This is a genomic window from Kluyvera sp. CHPC 1.251 (assembly GCF_036759945.1).
GTDB lineage: Bacteria > Pseudomonadota > Gammaproteobacteria > Enterobacterales > Enterobacteriaceae > Kluyvera > Kluyvera sichuanensis.
Genome location: NZ_JAPKIC010000006.1, coordinates 228,272 through 246,370, shown reverse-complemented (window position 1 = coordinate 246,370; position 18,099 = coordinate 228,272). Strand labels below are relative to the sequence as shown.

At 52.5% G+C, this 18,099-nt stretch carries 15 protein-coding genes; 12 read left to right on the top strand and 3 right to left on the bottom strand.

What is annotated here, in order from left to right:
- Nucleotides 1–35 precede the first annotated feature (35 nt).
- Nucleotides 36–434 (bottom strand): Z-ring associated protein ZapG, encoded by a 399-nt coding sequence (zapG, locus tag V6940_RS14060; protein ID WP_035891191.1) that lies wholly within the window; start codon nucleotides 432–434, stop codon nucleotides 36–38.
- Between the two features lie 198 nt (nucleotides 435–632).
- Between zapG and zapE the strand changes: the two genes are divergently transcribed.
- The 12 genes from zapE to V6940_RS14000 all read left to right on the top strand — a co-directional run bounded on the left by zapE (nucleotide 633) and on the right by V6940_RS14000 (nucleotide 11,967).
- Nucleotides 633–1,763 (top strand): cell division protein ZapE, encoded by a 1,131-nt coding sequence (zapE, locus tag V6940_RS14055; protein WP_185667783.1) that lies wholly within the window; start codon nucleotides 633–635, stop codon nucleotides 1,761–1,763.
- 290 nt (nucleotides 1,764–2,053) lie between these two features.
- Complete coding sequence (gene rplM / locus V6940_RS14050; protein ID WP_185667784.1) at nucleotides 2,054–2,482, top strand: 50S ribosomal protein L13; 429 nt, start codon at nucleotides 2,054–2,056, stop codon at nucleotides 2,480–2,482.
- Between the two features lie 15 nt (nucleotides 2,483–2,497).
- A complete protein-coding gene (rpsI, locus tag V6940_RS14045) occupies nucleotides 2,498–2,890 on the top strand; it encodes a 30S ribosomal protein S9 (RefSeq protein ID WP_000829818.1) in 393 nt (130 codons plus the stop codon).
- 299 nt (nucleotides 2,891–3,189) lie between these two features.
- A complete protein-coding gene (gene sspA / locus V6940_RS14040; RefSeq protein ID WP_185667785.1) occupies nucleotides 3,190–3,828 on the top strand; it encodes a stringent starvation protein SspA in 639 nt (212 codons plus the stop codon).
- 4 nt (nucleotides 3,829–3,832) lie between these two features.
- Nucleotides 3,833–4,333 (top strand): ClpXP protease specificity-enhancing factor, encoded by a 501-nt coding sequence (gene sspB, locus V6940_RS14035; RefSeq protein WP_333496274.1) that lies wholly within the window; start codon nucleotides 3,833–3,835, stop codon nucleotides 4,331–4,333.
- 518 nt (nucleotides 4,334–4,851) lie between these two features.
- Nucleotides 4,852–5,586 (top strand): DUF1120 domain-containing protein, encoded by a 735-nt coding sequence (locus V6940_RS14030; protein ID WP_333496273.1) that lies wholly within the window; start codon nucleotides 4,852–4,854, stop codon nucleotides 5,584–5,586.
- A 255-nt stretch (nucleotides 5,587–5,841) separates the two neighbouring features.
- The gene (locus V6940_RS14025; protein ID WP_333496272.1) at nucleotides 5,842–6,579 is read left to right on the top strand and encodes a DUF1120 domain-containing protein; all 738 of its coding nucleotides are present in this window, start codon (nucleotides 5,842–5,844) and stop codon (nucleotides 6,577–6,579) included.
- A gap of 254 nt (nucleotides 6,580–6,833) precedes the next feature.
- Nucleotides 6,834–7,565: a DUF1120 domain-containing protein gene (locus V6940_RS14020; RefSeq protein WP_333496271.1), complete on the top strand. Its 732-nt coding sequence runs from the start codon at nucleotides 6,834–6,836 to the stop codon at nucleotides 7,563–7,565.
- 88 nt (nucleotides 7,566–7,653) lie between these two features.
- Entirely contained in the window at nucleotides 7,654–8,343 is a 690-nt protein-coding gene (locus V6940_RS14015) for a fimbria/pilus chaperone family protein (protein ID WP_442910821.1), read from the top strand.
- 23 nt (nucleotides 8,344–8,366) lie between these two features.
- Nucleotides 8,367–10,748 (top strand): fimbrial biogenesis usher protein, encoded by a 2,382-nt coding sequence (locus V6940_RS14010; protein ID WP_333496270.1) that lies wholly within the window; start codon nucleotides 8,367–8,369, stop codon nucleotides 10,746–10,748.
- Complete coding sequence (locus V6940_RS14005; RefSeq protein WP_333496269.1) at nucleotides 10,745–11,272, top strand: hypothetical protein; 528 nt, start codon at nucleotides 10,745–10,747, stop codon at nucleotides 11,270–11,272. The genes V6940_RS14010 and V6940_RS14005 overlap by 4 nt, the downstream gene beginning before the upstream one ends.
- Nucleotides 11,269–11,967 (top strand): DUF1120 domain-containing protein, encoded by a 699-nt coding sequence (locus V6940_RS14000; RefSeq protein WP_333496268.1) that lies wholly within the window; start codon nucleotides 11,269–11,271, stop codon nucleotides 11,965–11,967. Before V6940_RS14005 ends, V6940_RS14000 begins: the two co-directional genes overlap by 4 nt.
- Nucleotides 11,968–12,012: 45 nt before the next feature.
- Here V6940_RS14000 and gltD read toward each other — a convergent pair whose 3' ends face one another.
- Together gltD and gltB are read right to left on the bottom strand one after the other, a co-directional pair.
- On the bottom strand, nucleotides 12,013–13,431 hold the full coding sequence (gltD, locus tag V6940_RS13995; protein WP_185667787.1) for a glutamate synthase subunit GltD: 1,419 nt from the start codon (nucleotides 13,429–13,431) through the stop codon (nucleotides 12,013–12,015).
- A 9-nt stretch (nucleotides 13,432–13,440) separates the two neighbouring features.
- Nucleotides 13,441–17,901: a glutamate synthase large subunit gene (gltB, locus tag V6940_RS13990; RefSeq protein ID WP_333496267.1), complete on the bottom strand. Its 4,461-nt coding sequence runs from the start codon at nucleotides 17,899–17,901 to the stop codon at nucleotides 13,441–13,443.
- Nucleotides 17,902–18,099 lie beyond the last annotated feature (198 nt).

Sequence of the window (18,099 nt, the reverse complement as noted above, 5' to 3'; positions counted from 1 at the left end):
AATGATGCGCCCGTGAAATATTTATGGAATGCAGATTAATCGCGTTTTGCGCTCCCGCGCAGCAGGCCGGATGCGCCATCAGAATAGTCGCGCGGCATCTGAACCGGCGCCTGGTCGTTACCCGCTTCGGATTCGGCCAGACGGTTACGGAACGGGTTGGCGTCTGGAGACATGCCCGGCAGCAGGTTGCTGGAGCTTTTCGCCATGTGCTGATAAATCTGGCGGTAATCGTCTGCCATGTTATCAAGCAGTTCCGCACTGCGGGCGAAATGGCTGACCAGCTCTTCGCGATACTCTTCCAGCTCGGCTTTGTTTTTCTCCAGCTCGTACTGCAGCGCCTGCTGCTGACGTAATTTGCTATTACCAAAACGCATGGCCACGGCACCGATGATGATACCGACAACTAACCCAATTAGCGCGTATTCCCAGGTCATGAACATCTCCCGTTGTTTTATAGTTCCATAGGGTATTGGCAGCTTCGGCAGCTCCATGCCAGCGCCCGATAGTGCCACTATAACCGCTAATCCCGTAGAAGTGGAATCCTGACGCATCATCGCGTAGTGTAGAACGGACTTTTTTTAGTCAATCGTGAAGTAAGACATACCGGTTTTCAAAGGAATAACAATTAGATCATGCAAAGCCAGTCCCCCACATCGCGCTATCTTCAGGCTCTTGAAGAGGGCAGTCATCAACCCGATGACGTTCAGCGTGAGGCGGTCAACCGCCTCGACACCATTTACCAGGAACTGCAAAACAAAACGCCCGCACCTGCGCCTGCCTCTGGCGGTGGCCTGCGCGCGCGTTTTGGCAAGCTGCTGGGTAAGAAAGAGGCTGACACCCCGCCTGCGGTGCGCGGCCTTTATATGTGGGGCGGCGTAGGGCGCGGCAAGACCTGGCTGATGGATATGTTCTATCAGAGTCTGCCGGGCACGCGTAAACAGCGTCTGCACTTCCACCGCTTTATGCTGCGGGTACATGAAGAGCTGGGCGAGTTACAGGGGCATAGCGATCCGCTGGAAATCGTCGCCGAACGGTTTAAAGCGGAAACTGACGTGCTGTGCTTCGATGAGTTTTTTGTTTCCGATATCACCGATGCCATGCTGCTTGGCGGCTTGATGAAGGCGCTGTTTGCCCGCGGTATTACGCTGGTGGCAACCTCCAACATTCCGCCGGATGAGCTCTACCGCAACGGCCTGCAGCGTGCGCGCTTCCTCCCGGCAATTGAGGCGATTAAAGAACATTGCGACATCATGAACGTTGACGCGGGCATCGACTATCGTCTGCGTACGTTAACCCAGGCGCACCTGTGGCTATCACCGCTGAATGCCGATACGCGTCAGCAGATGAACAAGTTGTGGCTTGCGTTGGCGGGTACCGCACAGCAGAACCAGACGACGCTGGAGATTAACCACCGTCAGTTGCCGACGCTGGGCGTTGAGAACCAGACGCTGGCGGTGTCGTTCACCACGTTGTGCGTCGATGCGCGCAGCCAGCACGACTACATTGCGCTCTCGCGCCTGTTCCACACCGTGATGCTCTACGACGTACCGGTGATGACGCCGCTGCTGGAGAGCGAGGCCCGCCGCTTTATCGCGCTGGTGGATGAGTTCTATGAACGCCACGTGAAACTGGTGGTCAGCGCCGAGGTGGAGCTTTACAACATCTATCAGGGCGAGCGCCTGAAGTTTGAGTTCCAGCGCTGCCTGTCGCGTTTACAGGAGATGCAGAGCGAAGAGTACCTGAAGCGCCCGCACATGCCATAAATGCCACCCTCTCGCCGTGGGAGAGGGGCTGGGGGTGAGGGCCTCAGGCCGCATATCCCCAAACCCCGAAAAACCCGCGGCAAATCTCATAAAGGGGTCGATCTTTGACCCCGACTTCTCTATAATCTTGCGACCCCACGTTACAAGAGAGTTTTTTTCCCAAAACTTTCTCTGCGCCGGCATAGGCTATTCGAAGGGGTAGGTTTGCTGGACAATGTCGTGTGAACCTCAACTGACAAAACGTTTGGGTGTTCACCAACGTGTAACTAATTTATTTGGGTAAGCTTTTAATGAAAACTTTTACAGCTAAACCAGAAACCGTAAAACGCGACTGGTATGTTGTTGACGCGACCGGTAAAACTCTGGGCCGTCTGGCTTCCGAACTGGCTCTGCGCCTGCGCGGTAAGCACAAAGCGGAATACACTCCGCACGTAGATACTGGTGATTACATCATCGTTCTGAACGCTGATAAAGTTGCTGTAACCGGCAACAAGCGTACTGACAAAGTGTACTATCGTCACACTGGCTACGTCGGTGGTCTTAAAGAAGCGACCTTTGAAGAGATGATTGCTCGCCATCCTGAGCGTGTGATTGAAATCGCGGTTAAAGGCATGCTGCCAAAAGGCCCGCTGGGTCGTGCAATGTTCCGTAAACTGAAAGTTTACGCGGGTAACGAGCACAACCACGCGGCACAGCAACCGCAAGTTCTTGACATCTAATCGGGATTATAGGCAATGGCTGAAAATCAATACTACGGCACTGGTCGCCGCAAAAGTTCCGCAGCTCGCGTTTTCATCAAACCGGGCAACGGCAAAATCGTTATCAACCAACGTTCTCTGGAACAGTACTTCGGTCGTGAAACTGCCCGCATGGTAGTTCGTCAGCCGCTGGAACTGGTCGACATGGTTGAGAAACTGGATCTGTACATCACTGTTAAAGGTGGTGGTATCTCTGGTCAGGCTGGTGCGATCCGTCACGGTATCACCCGCGCTCTGATGGAGTACGATGAGTCCCTGCGTTCCGAACTGCGTAAAGCTGGCTTCGTTACTCGTGATGCTCGTCAGGTTGAACGTAAGAAAGTCGGCCTGCGTAAAGCACGTCGTCGTCCTCAGTTCTCCAAGCGTTAATTTGTTTCTGCTTCGGCAGACAACAATTGGCGAAAAAAACCCGCTCCGGCGGGTTTTTTTATATCCGCAATTCGATGACCGCTGGGCTCTTTTTCCGCTTTTCCGGAATCCCCTCACCACAAGCCGTTCAAAATCTGGTAGACTATCATCCAATTTTCTGCCCAAACGCGCGCGATTGTTCATTTTTTGTTTGATTCGTGAACGAGAATGTTGTTCAGCGTGCAGATAGGGCTAATCATCTGGCTAGCCGCCGTTGTGGCTGGTAGCAGTAAAAATTCTGAATATACCTGGAGGTTTTCATGGCTGTCGCTGCCAACAAACGTTCGGTAATGACGCTGTTTTCTGGTCCTACTGACATCTATAGCCATCAGGTCCGCATCGTGCTGGCTGAGAAAGGCGTCAGCTTTGAGATAGAGCACGTGGAAAAGGACAATCCACCGCAGGATCTGATTGACCTCAACCCGAATCAAAGCGTACCGACACTGGTGGATCGTGAACTGACTCTGTGGGAGTCACGCATCATTATGGAATATCTGGATGAGCGTTTCCCTCATCCGCCGCTGATGCCTGTTTACCCGGTCGCACGTGGTGAAAGCCGCCTGTACATGCACCGCATCGAAAAAGACTGGTACTCACTGATGAACACGGTGATGAACGGCTCCGCAGCTCAGGCTGACGCTGCGCGTAAACAGCTGCGTGAAGAGCTGCTGGCCATTGCGCCGGTCTTCACCCAGAAGCCGTTCTTCCTGAGCGATGAGTTCAGCATCGTCGATTGCTACCTGGCTCCACTGCTGTGGCGTTTGCCGGTAATGGGTATCGAGCTTGTTGGCGCAGGTGCGAAAGAGCTGAAAGGCTATATGACTCGTGTCTTCGAACGTGACTCTTTCCTCGCGTCCTTAACGGAAGCCGAGCGCGAAATGCGCCTTGGCCGGGGTTAATTGAATGGAAGTATCACAGCTTTCTCCACGCCGTCCGTACCTGCTGCGTGCGTTCTACGAGTGGCTGCTGGATAACCAGCTGACGCCGCATTTGGTCGTCGATATCATGATGCCAGGCGTGAACGTGCCAATGGAATACGCGCGTGACGGGCAGATCGTGTTGAACATCGCGCCGCGCGCGGTGGGCAACCTTGAGCTGGCCAACGATGAAGTGCGCTTTAACGCGCGCTTTGGCGGCGTACCGCGTCAGGTTTCCGTCCCGCTGGCCGCCGTGCTGGCTATCTACGCCCGTGAGAACGGCGCCGGAACCATGTTTGAACCTGAAACTGCATACGATGAAAATGTGGACAGTTTCAACGACGACCAGGACGTGGATAACGGTGGAAGCGAAACGGTGATGTCAGTGATTGATGGCGATAAGCCGGATATCAGCGATGACAACGACCCGGATGATACTCCACCACCACCTCGCGGTGGGCGCCCGGCGCTACGTGTAGTGAAGTAAGATAAAAAAAGGCCCTTGATAAGGGCCTTTTTTCTTTTCTGATCTGCGGTTATTCGACGAGTAGATATTATCGTTTACGACTAAAAAGATATGAAAACGGACCGTAATAATGAATTCTAAATAGTTATAATATTATGTTTACTTCGTGTTTTTGGATTTGCGATTAAAGTCAGATATGAAAAAAATCAAATAATATATTTCTGCGGTGATTTATTTCCTCTGGATTTTACTTTTCGTTATGTGAAAAAAATTAAATTTTTCATGACGTTACTATCTTTTTTACGTGATGTTTTTAGTTAATTAATTGATGCTCTATTAATTTTCTTTATTTATTTTGTGTATGATTAAATAATTTTTTATATTGATAAGTTAAGTCTGTTTTTTACAGGTATTTAGTTTTGCTAATTTGAATGCGTTGTTATTTTAATCCGATAATTGGCAAACATTTTATTTGGAGACGATATAACTAATTCCTGATTAAATGTATTACGTTTCATTTCATGTTTAAGGATTAACATATGAAAAAGCTCCTTATTGCAACCTCACTAAGTGCCGCTCTTTTTACCTCATTTAATGCGACCGCTGGCAGTGACGTCACGCTGAAAGTTATCGGCAATATTGTGCCTGGTGCCTGTGTCCCAACGTTACCAGATGGCGGTACTATCGATTACGGTACTCTTCGTAATGAAGCAATTGCCCCAACGGGGGTTACGAATAAACAGGTTCAGTTAGGTAAGAAAAGCATGACCCTAACGGTGACCTGTGATAAAGAGATCGCCGTTGCGGTGACTTCCAGCGATAACCGTAGCGGCTCGAATGTCGTTCTTAATGGCTCCTCTTATATTGACGGTGGATATGATAATGGGGCCACAGATGTTCATGCGACTTCAAATGGCTTTGGGTTAGGTACTACGGCAAACTCGGTTAAAATAGGCGCGTATTCTATTGCTTTTGAAACGACAGCTGCCACTGCTGATAGTACGGCAGTAGACGTCATTACTACCGACGATGTGAATGCGACTACTGTTACCTGGGCGGCTTCTAATGGCGCATTCTGTTCTCTGACGAGCAACTGTAGCGTAGCAGCACGTGCTCTTACGGTTGCAGAAAAAGGATCTCTGACGCCAAAAGCGTTTAAAGTGCTGACTGCACCGATGGTGATTGCCGCGGCAGTGCAGGATAACAGCGTACTGGGTACCGACGACACTATTACTCTGGATGGTAATGCGACCATCAGCCTGGTTTACCTCTGATAATAGTTTTGTTCACCTGGTCGTAGTCAGGGCATCAGCCAATTTCGAATGGTTTATCACGGCATTGGCTGACTGTGAAAATCCGGCAATTTCAAAATAGATCTCTTTGGTGAATTTCGGGTTAAGTCATTTTTTATGACGAATTTATTTTTACTAAATTGATTATTTTATTATTTTGATTCAATAATGCATGGGGTCATTATTTCAGAGAATAATAATGACATGTATTATGCTTCATACGTTAAGGATTAACACATGAAAAAACTTCTTATTGCCACCTCATTAAGCGCCGCGCTGTTTGCTTCATTTAATGCTTCCGCGGGGAGTGACGTCACGCTGAAAGTCATCGGTAGTATTGTTCCGGGGGCCTGTGTTCCTACATTGCCGAATGGCGGTACTATTGATTACGGTACTCTTCGTAATGAAGCAATTGCTCCAACGGGGGTCACGAATAAACTGGTTCAGTTAGGTCAGAAAAGCATGACCTTAACGGTGACCTGCGATAATGAGATCGCCGTTGCGGTGACTTCCAGCGATAACCGTAGCAGCTCGAATGTCGGCCTTAATAGCACCAACTCTTATATTGAAGATGGATATGATAATGGGGCCACAGATGTTCATGCGACTTCAAATGGCTTTGGGTTAGGCACCACGACAAACTCGGTTAATATTGGCGCGTATTCTATTGCCTTTGATACGACAGCTGCCACGGCTGATAGTACGGCAGTTGACGTCATTACCACCGACGATGTGAATGCAACTACTGTTACCTGGGCGGCCTCTAATGGCGCATTCTGTTCTCTGACAAGCGGCTGTGGTGCGGCAGCACGTGCCCTTACGGTTGCTGAAAAAGGTTCTCTGACACCAAAAGCGTTTAAAGTGCTGACTGCACCGATGGTGATTTCCGCGGCAGTGCAGGATAACAGCGTACTGGGTACCGACGACACCATTACCCTGGATGGTAATGCGACCATCAGCCTGGTTTATCTCTGATAATAGTCTTGTTCATTCGATCGTCGTCAGGGCATCAGCCTATTCCTAATGTTTTATCTTGGCGTTGGCTGACGGTGACAACCCGGCAATTTCAAAATAGATCTCTTTGGCGAATTTCGGGTTAAGTCATTTTTTATGACGAATTTATTTTTACTAAATTGATTATATCATTATTTTGATTCGATAATGCATGGGGCATTATTTCAGGGAATAATAATGACATGTATTATGCTTCATACGTTAAGGATTAACACATGAAAAAACTTCTTATTGCCACCTCATTAAGTGCCGCGCTGTTTGCTTCATTTAATGCTACCGCTGGCAGTGATGTTACGCTGAAAGTTATCGGCAGTATTGTGCCAGGTGCCTGTGTTCCGACATTGCCGAATGGTGGCACTATTGATTACGGTACTATCCGTAATGAGGTCATTGCCCCAACGGGTGTCACAAATAAACTGGTTCAGTTAGGCCAGAAAAGTATTACGTTAACGGTAACCTGTGATAATGAAATCGCCGTTGGCATCACGTCTACCGATAATCGTAGCGACTCGAATGTTGGCCTCAACGGTACAACTTCCTTCATTGACGGCGCATGGACAGATGGCACTGATGCAGCGAATACGTCGAATGGCTTTGGGTTAGGCAAGGCAGGTTCGATTAACATTGGTGCGTATGCTATTACCATTGATGTGGCTACAGTGACCGCTGATAGCACTGCTGTTGACGTTCTGCGTACCGAAGACGTTAATGCATCAACTGTTACCTGGGAGACTTATGATGGTGCATTCTGCTCTCTGACGAGTGGCTGTAGCGATGCCGCACGTGCCCTTACGGTCGCCACAAAAGGTTCTCTGGTGCCGAAAGCGTTCAAAGTGCTGACTGCACCTTTGTTGATTACTGCTGCGGTACAGGATAACAGCGTACTGGGTACCGACGACACCATTACCCTGGATGGTAATGCGACCATCAGCTTGGTTTATCTCTGATAACAAATAGTTGAGGGAATGGGTTCGGTGGTAGGGAAATATTTCTGCTGAACCCATGATTAAATACCGATCTAAAGGAATGGATGCTTTGAATATTGCAAATGGAACCAGAGGGTTAACTCTCCTCGTAGCGATGTTTTATTCAATCAATAGTTTTGCCACCGGTATGGTGCCAGAAACTTCGGTATTACTGGTTGATGCTGGAAAAGGCGAAGCCAGTATGAACGTGACTAACACCGATTCTTCACCCTCATTGTTATACACCAATATTGTTGCGCTTCCCGACAGCGATAAATCCGTACGCTTAATTGTTTCTCAGCCAGTGGTGCGCGTAGAGGCGGGCCAGATTCAACGCATTCGCTTTATGTTGCAAACAACCGCGCCGCTGAAATACGAAGCATTCGCTCGCGTCACTTTTGAAGGTATTCCACCAAAAGAGAAAGGCAAAGATCGCGTTGCCGTGACGGTACGCCAGGACCTTCCGGTCATTATTCATCCCGCAGGGCTGGCAGAGGAAACGCAACCCTGGAAATACCTTGAGTGGAAAAAAGAGGGCAATACCCTAAAAGTCAGCAACCCCAGTGATTATGTGGTGCGTATGACTCAGGCGTTCAAAACGTTGCCGTCAAATAAAGCCGGCTCACTCAATAAGACGTACATGCTGCCGCATACCAGTACTACGGTGCAGCTACCCGCAGCGGCAGATACCCAGGTTGAATTCTATCCTGCCAGTCGTTATGGCTATCAAGGCCAGAGTCAAATTACGGAATTAAAATAATCTCATCATAAGGACGAGCGGTAATGCATAGAAAAACGCTTCTGGCCTGTCTGGTGAGTCTGCTGGTTGCCCATAATGCCAGGGCCGATGGAATTGACCTGGCGGCGGTTGATTTTGATCAGGAGACGTTGAAGTCTCTTGGTTTAAACCCAAATGTTGCTCACTATTTTTCGCATAAATCTCGATATTTGCCGGGAAGTTCGCCCGTATCACTCAATGTTAATGGCGTAGATAAAGGTGGCGTTATCGCTCGTTTTAATGACGATGGTGAACTTTGCTTTGATAAAGAATTTCTACAGCAGGCAGGGCTTAAAATACCGTCCGATTATCGGAGCGGTTGTTACCCTTATTCAGACGCTTATCCGGGCACGACCGTTGATTCATCGCCAGCCCAGGAGATGTTAACCGTTGTGGTTCCCCCTGAAGCCGTCGTTCGCAATGATACGGATATATCAGGCTATAACTCCGGTGGTTCAGCAGCGTTGCTCAACTATTCGTTAATGTCATCTCGTAATGAGTTTTCTGGCGGGAATTCTGATTATTCTCAGGCACTGCTGGATGCTGGCATGAATTTTAATGACTGGCTGTTGCGTAGCCATCAACTATTAAGCCGCTCCGAGGGCAGATTTAACAGTGAAAACTCATCAACGTATTTGCAGCGTACCTTTACCGGTATAAAAAGTACCGCTCGCTTCGGTGAGGTAGGGTTGAATAACCCCCTGCTTCAGGGAACGGGAATTTACGGTGCTGAGTTTGCTCCAGAAAATGCGCTGATGGGCGGGGGCGGCAATGTCCTGGTTCAGGGGATTGCCAATACTCCTCAGGCGCGTGTCGAAGTGCGCCAGCAAAATGTGCTGATCTACTCGACGCTGGTTCCGGCAGGTGCATTTACCCTGAACGATATTCCAATGCGCAACCTGAACAGTGATTTGGCTGTGACGGTGGTGGAGACGGACGGCAGTCAGCATAGCTATATTGTCCCAGCCAGCCTGTATAATCAGACCGTTGGCAATGCCGGAGGGGTCTATGTCTCTCTTGGACGAGTCAATGATGACTATGACCATAAACCATGGGTCATCAGTGCCGCGGGCGGCTGGCAGCTTAACAGCCGTATGAATACCCGTGCAGGGGTGTTGGCGGCAGAAAAATACCATGCGATTGCTGGTAGCATTGATACGCTTCCTTTGGCTGACCTTACCGTGAGTACGCAGGTCAATCAGTCCAATGACTTACGGCAGTCTTTGCAGGGGCAAAAATATACGCTGGCATCGAGTTATACGGCTCCATTCGGGCTCGGCTTAACAACATCCTATTCCTACCTCTCCCAGGATTATCGTGAATTTAGCGATTCTCTTGACGATGACTTTGATGAACCCATGAAAAATGAATACTCGATTGGGGTTAACTGGTCTCATCCGATTATTGGTGGGTTGAATACGAGCTATTACGCCACGAGAGGCTATGACCGTCTCAATGACTCGCGTTATATTTCAGCCGGGTGGAGCAAGTCATTTCGATATTTCTCCACGTCGGTGAACTGGCAGCATCAGTTGTCGAGCGGGGATGATAATAACGAAGACGATGGCGATCTGTTTTATGTGAATATCAGTATCCCATTTGGTAACCATAGCGTGAATGCCTATAACCGCCGGGACAACCATAAAACGCGTTATGGCTCCACGGCGATGGGAATGGTCAGCGAAAATACCTCTTATACCGTTGGCGCTGAACGTGATGAAGCGCAGAACGAGAACAACTTTAACGCCGGGATCAACAGCAATCTTCACTATACCCAACTGGGTCTCAATACCAGCGTTGGTAGCGAACACAACCGTAGTTATTCCGGAACGTTGCAGGGCGGTATTGCTGCCCACAGCCAGGGTGTGACCTTCTCACCGTGGGCGATACGCGACACCTTCGCCATTGCTTCTCTGGATAATCCGGTGCCTGGTGTAAAAATTGATACGCCACAGGGGCCGGTATGGACCGACTATCGAGGGATGGCAGTCATTCCTGCCGTGGGTGCCTGGCGAACGTCGCGGGTGGAAGTTGACACTGAAACACTGCCTAAAAATATGGATATTGGCAATGGAACTCGCATGCTGAAGCAGGGGCGTGGTGCGGTCGGCCGGGTTGGCTTTAGTACCGTTACTGAGCGACGGGCGCTGTTGAACGTCGTGTTAGCCGATGGACGGAAGTTGCCAAAAGGGGTCGCCGTTTCTGATGATAATGGCAATTATCTGACAACCTCAGTTGATGATGGTGTCGTTTTCCTCAACAGCGTGAAAGCACAACAAACGCTGACGGCGCAACTGGATAACGGTACCTGCCAGATTATGTTGACGCTACCTGAAGAAGCCAGTCCGGAAATCTTTTATGAAACTGCCGACGGGGTGTGTAAATGAAGCGATTTTTATTAGCGATTACGCTCATGCTGTGTACTGCCCAGGCACTGGCGGAATGCCAGTTGTTGCAGAATAAGCAAAATTTAAGCTATGGCCGTATCAGCGCCGCGGAGCGTCAGGCGCAGGGCGAGAACATGAGTCTCCCAGAGAAAGTCGTGGTATTGAACATCACCTGTGATGAGCCCCAGCAGATTCGCCTGTTTACCGGAACGGCATCACCAAAAGGAGGGGCGTTTGGCTTCGGCGACCAAGGCGCTATGTTAGTCACCGCTTCGCAAGCCGTCGTTGATGATAACCCCGTTCGTTTGGCGGCAGTCCATGCTGGAGATGCTCCGCTACAAACCAATGGCGCAGAACAAATTACCGCTCGGGTCAATCAGGGGATCGCTTTTGTTAACGGTCAGGAGCTGAAGGGAAAAACCGCGTCGGTTACTTTAACGATTAAACCTGAATTCAAAAGCGGCGCTATCACAGATAGAACCACCTGGCGTGGAAACCTTCGGGTAAGGATGGTGACACAATGAAAAAATCCTTTCTGTTCATCATGCTGCTCGCCCCCGCGCTTGTCAGCGCCAACGACGTTGTCGATATCAACGTTGAGGTGACCGCCGACGCTGCGGCATGCACTCCCGTCCTGAGTAACAATGGTATTGCTGACTTCGGTACCCGCTATGCAGGCAGCTTATCGAAAAAAGCGTTCACTCAACTGGGTACCCGCGATCTGACGATGACTATCACTTGTGAGTCATCAACCGGGGTGGCAATTACGGCCCGGGATGCGCGTGCAGATTCGATGGCTACCGGGAAAGATGAAGGCGGAACGGCAGGGGCTAAATTCCAGGTTAATGGCGGCGGGTACGTCAGTGATACCTCTAACCTGTTCGGCCTTGGCGTCACTTCAGAAGGGAAAAAGATTGGCAGCTATGCGGTGCAAATCAATACTGGTGCCGTTGTGGCGGCGGATGCTGATGCCGAAGTGAAGGTTGATATGGCTGGGGCTGCGGATAAGAGTGGACCGTGGTCAACAAGTACCCTGCTGCCTTTGCCGACAAATGAAGATTATTTTTATACTTTTGTTCAAAAAGGAACCACTACGCCGCAGCCGATTATGACGGCTAGCGTGCCGTTGCAGGTCAGTGTTACTGTCGCGCCGGATATCAATAGTAATCAAACTATTACGTTGGATGGTGAAGCGGTCATTACGATTGCCTATCTTTAAGACCGTTAAAATGCCGGAAGGGGATATTCCTTCCGGCATTCCGCATTACACTTCCAGGTAGTTCATAATCCCGTCAGCCGCTTTACGACCTTCGGCAATCGCCGTAACCACCAGGTCCGAACCACGCACGATGTCACCACCGGCGAAGATTTTCGGGTTGCTGGTCTGGAAGGCGTTATCAATACCTTCAGGCGCAATGACGCGGCCCTGCGAGTCCAGCTCGACGCTGTGCTTCGCCAGCCATTCCATGCTGTGTGGACGGAAGCCAAATGCCATCACCACGGCATCGGCTGGAACCACGTGCTCGGAACCAGCGACGATCTCTGCGCGACGGCGGCCTTTCGCATCCGGCTGGCCCATCTCGGTACGCGCCATTTTCACGCCGCAGACCTTGCCATTGGCATTCACTTCCACGCCCAGCGGCTGGACGTTGAACTGGAATTCCACGCCCTCTTCACGCGCATTTTTCACTTCGCGTTTGGAGCCCGGCATGTTTTCTTCATCGCGACGGTAGGCACAGGTCACGTGCGTTGCGCCCTGGCGAATGGAGGTGCGTACGCAGTCCATCGCGGTATCACCGCCGCCAAGTACCACTACGCGCTTGCCTTCCATGCTGACGTACGGCTCTTCGGCGGTTTCGCCGAAGCCCATAATCTGCTTGGTGTTGGCAATCAGGAACGGCAGAGCGTCGAATACGCCGGAAGCGTCTTCGTTCTCCAGGCCGCCGCGCATGGACTGATAGGTGCCCACGCCGAGGAAGACGGCATCGTAATCCTTCAGCAGGTCATCCAGCTGAACGTCGCGGCCTACTTCAACGTTGAGTTTGAACTCAATACCCATGCCGGTGAAGATTTCACGGCGGCGGGTCATCACCTCTTTTTCCAGCTTGAAAGCAGGGATACCGAAGGTCAGCAGACCGCCGATTTCAGGGTGACGGTCAAAGACCACGGCCTTCACACCGTTACGGGTCAGCACGTCAGCGCAAGCCAGGCCTGCCGGGCCTGCGCCGATGATGGCGACTTTCTTGTCGGTCTGCTTCACACCGGTCATATCTGGACGCCAGCCCATCTCGAACGCTTTATCGTTGATATAGCGTTCGATGTTGCCGATGGTGACCGCGCCGAACTCGTCGTTCAGCGTACAGGAACCTTCGCACAAGCGGTCCTGTGGACAAACACGCCCGCAGACTTCCGGCAGGGTGTTGGTCTGGTGTGACAGCTCGGCGGCTTCAAAAATACGCCCCTCGTTGGCCAGCTTCAGCCAGTTCGGGATGTAGTTATGTACCGGACATTTCCACTCGCAGTAAGGGTTACCGCAGGACAGGCAGCGGTCTGCCTGTGCTTTGGCCTGGCCTTCGGAAAACGGCTCGTAGATCTCAATAAACTCGATCTTACGGATCTTCAGCGGTTTCTTTGGCGGATCAACGCGCTGCAGGTCGATAAATTGATAAACGTTCTGACTCATGATGACCTCTTACTGCGCCTGCACACGCAGCTCAGCTGCGCTACGACTACGGTGACCCAACAGGGCTTTCACATCACTGGACTTCGGCTTAACCAGCGCGAACTTCGCGGAGTAAGTCTCCCAGTGCGCCAGGATCTCTTCGCCGCGGGAAGAACCGGTCAGCTGCACGTGCTCGGTAATCAGGCCGCGCAGATGCTCTTCGTGAATGGCCAGTGTGTCGACATCCAGCACTTCCACCAGTTCCGGGTTCACGCGCTTGCGGAAATCGCCGTCTTCGTCCAGTACGTAGGCGAAGCCGCCCGTCATACCGGCACCGAAGTTGACGCCCGTTTTGCCCAGCACGCAGACAATACCGCCGGTCATGTATTCACAACCGTTGTCGCCGATGCCTTCTACGACGGTAATCGCCCCGGAGTTACGCACGCCGAAACGTTCACCCGCACGGCCTGCGGCGTACAGACGACCACCGGTCGCGCCGTACAGACAGGTGTTGCCGATGATGCTCGCCTCAAAGCTACGGAAGGAAGAGCCTACCGGAGGACGAATCGCCAGCAGACCGCCCGCCATGCCTTTACCAACGTAGTCGTTGGCATCGCCAGTCAGGTACAGCTCTACGCCGCCTGCGTTCCACACGCCGAAGCTCTGGCCCGCGGTACCGCTGAAGTGCGCTTTAATCGGATCTGCCGCCAGACCCTGGTCGCCGTGGGTCTGGGCAATATAGCCAGACAGCGATGCGCCGACGGAACGGTCGGTGTTGCGGATATCAAACCAGAAGGTTTTGCTCTGGCGCTCATCCACAAACGGTTTCGCCTGTTGCAGCAGCTGTGCATTCAGCACGCCGTTATCAAACGGCGGGTTGTTCTCGGTGCAGTACAGCGCTTTGCCAGGATGTGGCTCGGCGGTTTCCAGCAGACGAGACAGCTTCAGCTTCTGCTGCTTGGCGGTGAAGCCATCCAGCTCTTTAAGCAGGTCGGTACGGCCAATCAGGTCAACGAGACGGGTTACGCCCAGTTCAGCCATCAGCTCACGCACTTCACGGGCGATGAATTCAAAGTAGTTGGTCACTTTGAACGGCAGGCCGTGGTAGTGGTTCTTACGCAGTTTCTCATCCTGAGTTGCTACGCCGGTTGCGCAGTTGTTCAGGTGACAAATACGCAGGTATTTACAGCCCAGCGCGACCATTGGTCCGGTACCGAAGCCGAAACTTTCTGCGCCGAGGATCGCCGCTTTAATGATGTCGACGCCCGTTTTCAGGCCGCCGTCCACCTGCAGACGAATCTTGTGACGCAGGCCGTTAGCGACCAGCGCCTGCTGCGTTTCAACCAGACCCAATTCCCACGGACAGCCCGCGTACTTCACGGAGGAGAGCGGACTCGCACCGGTGCCGCCATCGTAGCCGGCGATGGTGATAAGGTCGGCATAGGCTTTTGCCACACCGGTCGCGATGGTGCCCACGCCCGGTTCGGAAACCAGCTTCACGGAGATCATCGCTTTCGGGTTGACCTGTTTCAGGTCGAAAATCAGCTGCGCCAGATCCTCGATAGAGTAAATATCGTGGTGTGGCGGTGGCGAAATCAGCGTCACGCCTGGCACGGAGTAGCGCAGTTTGGCGATGTACGGGGTGACTTTATCACCCGGCAGCTGGCCGCCTTCACCTGGCTTCGCGCCCTGAGCAACTTTAATCTGAATCACGTCGGCGTTAACCAGATACGCTGGCGTTACGCCAAAGCGACCGGAAGCCACCTGCTTGATGCGTGACACTTTGTTGGTGCCGTAGCGCGCCGGATCTTCGCCGCCTTCGCCGGAGTTCGAGTTGCCGCCGATGCTGTTCATTGCTTCCGCCAGCGCTTCGTGTGCTTCCGGGCTCAGTGCGCCGATAGACATCGCAGCGGTATCGAAACGCTTGAACAGGTCGCTTGCTGGCTCAACGTCGGCCAGGTTGACGGTTTCGCCGTTCGGGCTAATTGCCAGCAGATCGCGCAGCGTCGCCGCAGGGCGGTTGTTGACCAGCTCTGCATATTCTTTGTAATCGCTGTATTCGCCGCTCTGTACCGCCTGTTGCAGGGTGCGCACCACGTCCGGGTTGTAGGCGTGGTATTCGCCACCGTGAACGTATTTCAGCAGGCCGCCCTGCTCTAGCGGTTTACGCGCCAGCCAGGCACGTTTCGACAGGTTCAGCAGGTCCTGCTGGAAGTCGTCGAACGACGCGCCGCCGATGCGGCTAACCACGCCCTGGAAGCAGTTATCGACCACATCATCGTGCAGGCCAACCGCTTCAAACAGCTTGGAGCAACGGTAAGATGCGATGGTCGAGATGCCCATTTTGGACATGATCTTGTACAGGCCTTTGTTGATGCCGTTACGGTAGTTCAGCATCACCGTGCGGTAGTCTTTCTCGATAGCATGTGTATCGATGAGACGGCCCAGGGTTTCATACGCCAGGTACGGGTAGATAGCCGTCGCGCCAAAGCCGAGCAGCACCGCAAAGTGGTGCGGGTCACGGGCGCTGGCGGTTTCGACGATGATGTTGGCATCGCAGCGCAGGCTCTTATCAACCAGACGGGTCTGGATAGCGCCTACCGCCATCGGTGCCGGTACCGGCAGACGATTTTTAGCGATGTTACGGTCAGAGAGCACCAGCAGTACGGTACCGTTACGGACCATCTGCTCGGCTTTATCGCACAGCGCTTTCACCGTCTCTTCGAGGTTGGTTTCCGTCACATCGAAGGTGATATCCAGCGTGTCGGCGCGGTAGTGCTCCTCTTTCATCGTGGTGAGCTGATTGAAATCGGAGTACAGCAGAATCGGTGACTTGAAGCTCAGGCGGTGCGCCTGGCCTTCCGCTTCGCAGAAGACGTTCATCTCGCGGCCGATGCTGGTCGCCAGCGACATCACGTGTGCTTCACGCAGCGGGTCGATTGGCGGGTTGGTCACCTGCGCAAACTGCTGACGGAAGTAGTCGTAAATGATACGCGGCTGGCTGGAGAGCACGGCGAACGGGGTATCGTCACCCATTGAACCGACCGCTTCCTGGCCGTTTTCACCGAGTACGCGGATAACGGAATCCAGCTCTTCGGCGCTGTAGTTAAACTGCTTCTGGTAGCTGGCGAGGGTATCGTCGTCCAGCTCGCGGCTGCCAACGCGGTCGTCAGCCAGATCTTCGAACGGCACCAGGCGGCGAACGTTCTTCTCCATCCACTCTTTGTACGGGTGGCGGCTTTTCAGATCGTTGTCGGTTTCAGCCGAGTGCAGAATGCGGCCGCTGCGGGTGTCGATAACCATCAGCTCGCCCGGGCCTACGCGGCCTTTTTCAACCACTTCGTCAGGCTGGTAATCCCAGATACCGACTTCAGAAGCGCAGGTGATGAGCTTGTCTTTGGTGATGACGTAGCGCGCGGGACGCAGACCGTTACGGTCGAGGTTACAGGCGGCGTAGCGACCATCAGACATGACGATACCTGCCGGGCCGTCCCACGGCTCCATGTGCATGGAGTTAAAGTCGAAGAACGAACGCAGGTCCGGATCCATATCCGGGTTGTTCTGCCAGGCTGGTGGAACCAGCAGACGCATGGCGCGGATGATGTCCATCCCGCCAGCCAGCAGCAGCTCAAGCATGTTATCCATGGAGCTGGAGTCGGAGCCGGTTTCGTTAACGAACGGCGCAGCGTCGTGCAGATCCGGGATCAGCGGGGTCTGGAACTTATAGGTACGCGCGCGCGCCCACTGGCGGTTACCGGTGATGGTGTTGATTTCGCCGTTGTGCGCCAGATAGCGGAACGGCTGAGCCAGCGGCCAGCGTGGCACGGTGTTAGTGGAGAAGCGCTGGTGGAACAGGCAGATGGCCGACTCCAGACGCAGGTCCGCAAGGTCCAGGTAAAAGCGCGGCAAATCCGCCGGCATACACAGACCTTTATAGATGTTGACCAGGTTCGACAGGCTACAAACGTAGAAGTCTTTATCTTCCTGGAGGCGTTTTTCGATACGGCGACGCGCGATAAACAGGCGGCGCTCCATATCGCGTGGACGCCAGCCCGCAGGGGCGTTAACAAAAATTTGTTCGATGCGAGGCAGAGAGGAGAGGGCGATCTCACCCAATACGCCTTCATTGGTTGGCACATCGCGCCAGCCGACGATAGACAGGGTTTCACGCTGCAGTTCTTCTTCTACAACACGGCGAGATGCCGCAGCCAGTTCAGGATCCTTATTCAGGAACAGCATCCCAACGGCATAGTTTTTCGCTAAACGCCAGCCGCGCTCTTCGGCGACGATGCGAAAGAAACGGTCAGGTTTTTGCAACAGCAGGCCACAACCGTCACCGGTTTTCCCGTCGGCGAGGATCGCGCCGCGGTGCTGCATACGGGCCAGTGCGTGTATCGCGGTACGCACTACCTTGTGGCTAGGTTCGCCTTCTATGTGGGCGATCAGGCCGAAACCACAGTTATCCCTCTCAAGGGATTTATCGTACAACATATCAGTGAACCTCCCCAGGCTCTACGGGACGCCCCCTTAATCGATTGCGCGCAAGGCACAGCAAGAGCATGGCGACGGGGTATGGCATTCATCTGCCTAACCTCGCATTCGCCCTCTTTTATCCTTTTCGCGTAGGTCGCACAAGTTTGAGGACTTGCTTAAGAGGGAATCTCAATTACTGCATAAATATGATGAGCA

Excerpts from the sequence above, each read along its gene's own strand:
- zapG (WP_035891191.1), bottom strand. The coding sequence starts at position 434 with ATGACCTGGGAATACGCGCTAATTGGGTTAGTTGTCGGTATCATCATC.
- zapE (WP_185667783.1), top strand. The coding sequence starts at position 633 with ATGCAAAGCCAGTCCCCCACATCGCGCTATCTTCAGGCTCTTGAAGAG.
- rplM (WP_185667784.1), top strand. The coding sequence starts at position 2,054 with ATGAAAACTTTTACAGCTAAACCAGAAACCGTAAAACGCGACTGGTAT.
- rpsI (WP_000829818.1), top strand. The coding sequence starts at position 2,498 with ATGGCTGAAAATCAATACTACGGCACTGGTCGCCGCAAAAGTTCCGCA.
- sspA (WP_185667785.1), top strand. The coding sequence starts at position 3,190 with ATGGCTGTCGCTGCCAACAAACGTTCGGTAATGACGCTGTTTTCTGGT.
- sspB (WP_333496274.1), top strand. The coding sequence starts at position 3,833 with ATGGAAGTATCACAGCTTTCTCCACGCCGTCCGTACCTGCTGCGTGCG.
- V6940_RS14030 (WP_333496273.1), top strand. The coding sequence starts at position 4,852 with ATGAAAAAGCTCCTTATTGCAACCTCACTAAGTGCCGCTCTTTTTACC.
- V6940_RS14025 (WP_333496272.1), top strand. The coding sequence starts at position 5,842 with ATGAAAAAACTTCTTATTGCCACCTCATTAAGCGCCGCGCTGTTTGCT.
- V6940_RS14020 (WP_333496271.1), top strand. The coding sequence starts at position 6,834 with ATGAAAAAACTTCTTATTGCCACCTCATTAAGTGCCGCGCTGTTTGCT.
- V6940_RS14010 (WP_333496270.1), top strand. The coding sequence starts at position 8,367 with ATGCATAGAAAAACGCTTCTGGCCTGTCTGGTGAGTCTGCTGGTTGCC.
- V6940_RS14005 (WP_333496269.1), top strand. The coding sequence starts at position 10,745 with ATGAAGCGATTTTTATTAGCGATTACGCTCATGCTGTGTACTGCCCAG.
- V6940_RS14000 (WP_333496268.1), top strand. The coding sequence starts at position 11,269 with ATGAAAAAATCCTTTCTGTTCATCATGCTGCTCGCCCCCGCGCTTGTC.
- gltD (WP_185667787.1), bottom strand. The coding sequence starts at position 13,431 with ATGAGTCAGAACGTTTATCAATTTATCGACCTGCAGCGCGTTGATCCG.
- gltB (WP_333496267.1), bottom strand. The coding sequence starts at position 17,901 with ATGTTGTACGATAAATCCCTTGAGAGGGATAACTGTGGTTTCGGCCTG.